The organism is Moorena sp. SIO2C4, assembly GCF_010672485.1.
Taxonomy (GTDB): Bacteria; Cyanobacteriota; Cyanobacteriia; order Cyanobacteriales; family Coleofasciculaceae; genus Moorena; species Moorena producens.
Genome location: NZ_JAAHGN010000616.1, coordinates 1 through 4,445, shown reverse-complemented (window position 1 = coordinate 4,445; position 4,445 = coordinate 1). Strand labels below are relative to the sequence as shown.

The following is a 4,445-nucleotide window of genomic DNA, read 5'->3' as shown; positions in this document are numbered from 1 at the left end:
TTCAGGCCTTGGCTCTTCCCTGCCTTCGGCATTACCTTTACTCCCCAAGTTTCTGGGATTACTTTTGCTATTCTTGGTCTGGCCGCTGCTGTCTATCTAGCCATGAACCTGATGTTACCGGCTTGGCAGGAGTATCAGACTTTACGAAATGATTTATCAACCAAGCAAGATGACCTCCAAAATCCCGAAGTACTCCAGAAAAAAATTAAACAGAAAGAGGAGGAACTAAAGCAAGCAAAGCAGCAAAACCGCCGGGTTTTGAGTTTGTTTTCCACAGAAAAAAGTCTAGATACTTTATTGCTTGATCTCAATACCTTTGTTAAGGATACTAGAGGAACTTTGCTTAGATATGAGCCAGATTCCGAGGGAATCAATATAGTTAATGATGGGTCTCTAGGAACCCTAGTTGATGGAAAATTAAAACGGAGAACCGTCAATGTCGAAATTGAGGGTAGCTTCCAACAAGTGCAGTCAATTATGCGCAGCTTCGAACGGCTACAGTCGATGTTGCTGATTAAAGACCTAGAAGCTCAAATCACTGAACCGCAAACACTAGTGCTACAGCAAGGGAGAGTAGTTCCTGGTCCTCAACCTAAGCTAAAAACGAGCTTAACCCTGGAAGCTCTTATGCCTGCTAGAGATTTGGATAAGGAGGAAGAAGCAGCGCAGGAAAAGAATGATAAGAAACAGTCAGGTAAGAAGAAATAATCCCAAGTTCCTTTAGTCTTACTACATTCTTGCTACCAATTTAATGATGGGGAGATATTCGGTAGCCAAGTTGTTTGGAATTGGGATAACCTGCTGTTTTATGGAGCTTACAGGGTTATTAGTGTTGGTTCTTGTTGTTGTTTGTTGAGTATTTAGTGTTAACTTATCCTTAACGTCTCCATCTTGGCCTTTCGGCCACGCTACGCGAACAACCTTCAACCTTCAACCCTCAACCTTCAACCCTCAACCTTCAACCCTCAACCTTAACCCTTCAACCTTCAACCCTTAACCGTCAACAGCCCTTAGTATGGAATAATTTCTGTGATTTCAGTCAGGATATGTGAGGAATCAACCGTGAGACAGATTCAAGTATGTGGTGGAGTGTTCGCGGCTACAGCAATGGCTTTATGGTCAACACAGCCTGTAGTAGCAGCAAGCCAAGTTAGTGCCATACGGTTCAACCAACAAGGGAGTGAACTGGAACTGAAACTTGAGACAAAAGGGGGCAATGAGCGTCCACAGATTTTTGCTGTCAACCAAGGCAATGTTTTGGTAGCTGATCTGGTTAATACCCAGCTGAGTTTGCCCAAAGGGACTAACTTCCGTGAAACTAACCCCCTACCCAATATCAGTGCGGTTGCAGTTAAGGAACTAGATGACAACCGGGTCAGGGTGACAATTCGAGGCACTGACAAACTGCCAATAAGTTCACTGATCCAAAGGGATGCTCAGGGAATTACCTTAGGCATTGACACCACTACTGAGAATCAGGGGATATTATCTATCCAAGACTCATCGGTGATCAAGCTGGCTCAAGTTCCTAATGCTCAAGTTCCTAATAGAGGAACTAATGCTGAAACGGAACAGATGGAGAAACCAGCGGAACTTTCTGAACCAGAACCAGAGACAGAGGCTAACCCCTCAGAAACTCCTGAACCTCCAGAAATAGTGGCTCCTGAACCAGATGTGCTGGTACCTGAGCCAAAAATTATTATTGATGGAATACCGGCAGCTCCAGCTAATGCGGTGCAACCAATTGCGCCAGCGCCCCCCTTCTTACCTAGAGCAGTAGCACCACCAGTGGGGGATATTGCTGTTTCTAATATTAATGCTGCTGCTAGCACTATAGATCTGGGAACAGCAACTCTAGTGCCCCGTTTGGTATTACGAGAAGCACCGATTCGAGAAGTGTTGTCTCTGTTGGCTCGTTCTGCTGGACTCAATCTGGCCTTTGCTGAGTCAGATGAAGACTCGGGTGTAGCACAGTTCACCATTTCTATTGATTTAGAAAACGAACCCGTCCAAGATGCTTTCAACTATATTCTCCAGCTGTCTGGTCTTCAGGCTAACCGTCGGGGAAGCACAATTTTTGTTGGGGCCAAACTCCCTCAAGCCGCTCGTAATTTAATTAGTCGTACTCTACGGCTCAATCAAGCCAGTGCCCAAGGGGCTGCTACTTTCTTAGCCACTCAGGGAGCAGAAGTGCAACAGGTAGTAAGCGAGACCGAAGAAATCATCGATCCTGAAACCCAACGAGTGGTGCGACAAATCCAACGGGCCCCAGAAATTCAACCAGTTACCGCTGAGCGGGAAGATGGTAGCCAAGGGGCACTGTTGCTGGAGGGATTAGCAGTATCCACCGATGACCGACTTAATTCCATATCTCTGGTGGGTGAGCCCAGGCAAATTGAAATTGCGACCTCTTTACTCAAACAGTTGGATGCTCGTCGCCGTCAAGTGGCGGTAAATGTCAAGATTATTGATGTTAACCTGGCTGGCACCGATGCCTATAATGCCAGTTTCTCCTTTGGGATTAATGATACCTTTGTAGTCAGTGATGGCGGAGCCGCAGCAGTTAATTTCGGTAGGGTTAATCCCCCCAGTAGAGATGATGTAATTAGTGGTCAGTTTCCTAATATTGAGCCATTTGATTTTCGTGCTGTAGACGGAGACGGTGATATATTCTTTGATAGACAAAATGCTCCTTTTGATAACGTCATTGAGGGTTTCAATGAAAGCGCTGGTCGTTCAGCACTCTTTGCACGTCCTGGCTTTGGTCGAAATAATAATCCATTCCAGCCAGGTGTGACGGATGTGGATGTTCAAGATGATGGCATTGAGTTTGAGTATTCGCTTCCTTCTCTATTCGAGTTCCCTGATAAGTTTCTATTAACCTTGGATGCTCAGATTACCAGCAACAACGCCAAGATTCTGACCGACCCAACTCTAGTGATCCAAGAAGGGCAGCAAGCTCGTGTCCAGTTGGTTCAGCAGGTACTGACCAGTGTGAGAACAGATATAGACACAGACGGTGGTGCTACCACTAGAACCATCACTCCCGTTATTGAAGATGCTGGTTTAACGCTAACGGTGAATGTTGAGAGAATTGACGACAATGGTTTTATTACCTTATCTACAGCTCCCGTGATCTCAGCTCCCTCGGGAACTCAAGTCTTTGAGAGTGATAATGCAGAAAACACAATCACATTCCTCAGTCGCCGAGAACTGAACTCTGGGCTAATTCGTCTGCGGGATGGTCAGACGTTAATACTATCTGGCATTATTCAGGACAATGACCGCACAACAGTATCGAAGGTGCCCGTTTTGGGTGATATTCCCTTACTTGGTGCTCTGTTCAGAAGTACCAACAAAACCAATGAACGCCGTGAAGTGATTATCCTCCTGACCCCTCAAATTCTGGATGATACAGACCGCAATGGTGGGTATGGTTACAGCTACACTCCTGGACGGGATGCCCGTCAAATGTTAAACCGGGGAGGATTTCAGTCTCCAGGTAATTAAGGTAAAGGTAAGGTAAACGTCAATCAACACTTATCTCCCCGAGCGAGGGATTGCTCGCTCGGGGGTAATCAACTTATTTAACCAATGCTGATCAGGCGAGTACAACGCCATACTTATAGTTTCCAGACCCCCTGGTAGTTTGGTAGTTAATTTTATTCACTTGGTTTGGAGCATTGTAAACACTTAATTATAACTTATTTTAATATTTATTGTCAATAGATAAAAAGGCTTCTCAGCTTTGCTATCCCATAGGAGGCTCACCTCTCTCTATTGGTGCCCTTTCCCTTGGCGAGGTTCAGGCAGCGAGCGCCTTGTCGCACTGCAAGCACGGCTATAGCGGGGGGCTTACGGTCAAATAGTTGATTATATATAATTAATAATGATTGATCATCAAAAATTCTGATTGCCTACTCCCTAAGGAATAAATTTAGGGTATCATTCTGGGGCAAAATTCTGAAATCTATATAAATTAGAGCATTCAACGATCCATATCGGCATGGCAAACATTAGAATAATGCAGTGAAACCTTGAAGCTGCGAGTGTTGCAGCGATTTTTTTGTTGAAAACCCTGGTTGGATGATCTGAAAAACAAGGAGATTTGAATGAATAAGGGTGAATTAGTCGATAAAGTGGCGGAAAAAGCTACTGTAACCAAAAAACAAGCCGATGCAGTACTAACTGCTACGATAGAGACGATTATGGAAGCAGTGTCCGAGGGTGATAAAGTCACCTTAGTGGGCTTTGGTTCCTTTGAATCCCGGGAGCGTAAGGCTCGTGAGGGCCGCAATCCCAAAACCGGTGAAAAGATGGAAATTCCGGCAACTAAGGTTCCAGCCTTTTCTGCTGGTAAGGTTTTTAAAGAGAGAGTTGCACCACCGAAGGAGTAATCGCTGATTCACTCAGAAACTTGTCCTTGAAACGAACAACTCACGGGA

3 protein-coding genes are annotated in these 4,445 nt (G+C 45.1%); all 3 read left to right on the top strand.

The window, feature by feature from the left end; translation table 11 throughout:
• On the top strand, window positions 1–708 hold a 708-nt coding region (locus tag F6K20_RS25710), incomplete at its 5' end, for a type IV pilus inner membrane component PilO (protein ID WP_287296525.1).
• A gap of 354 nt (window positions 709–1,062) precedes the next feature.
• Window positions 1,063–3,510 (top strand): secretin GspD/PilQ domain-containing protein, encoded by a 2,448-nt coding sequence (locus tag F6K20_RS25705; protein WP_071103837.1) that lies wholly within the window; start codon window positions 1,063–1,065, stop codon window positions 3,508–3,510.
• A gap of 602 nt (window positions 3,511–4,112) precedes the next feature.
• Window positions 4,113–4,397, top strand: a complete 285-nt coding sequence (hbs, locus tag F6K20_RS25700) for a non-specific DNA-binding protein Hbs (protein WP_008189112.1) — start codon at window positions 4,113–4,115, stop codon at window positions 4,395–4,397.
• Window positions 4,398–4,445: the final 48 nt, after the last annotated feature.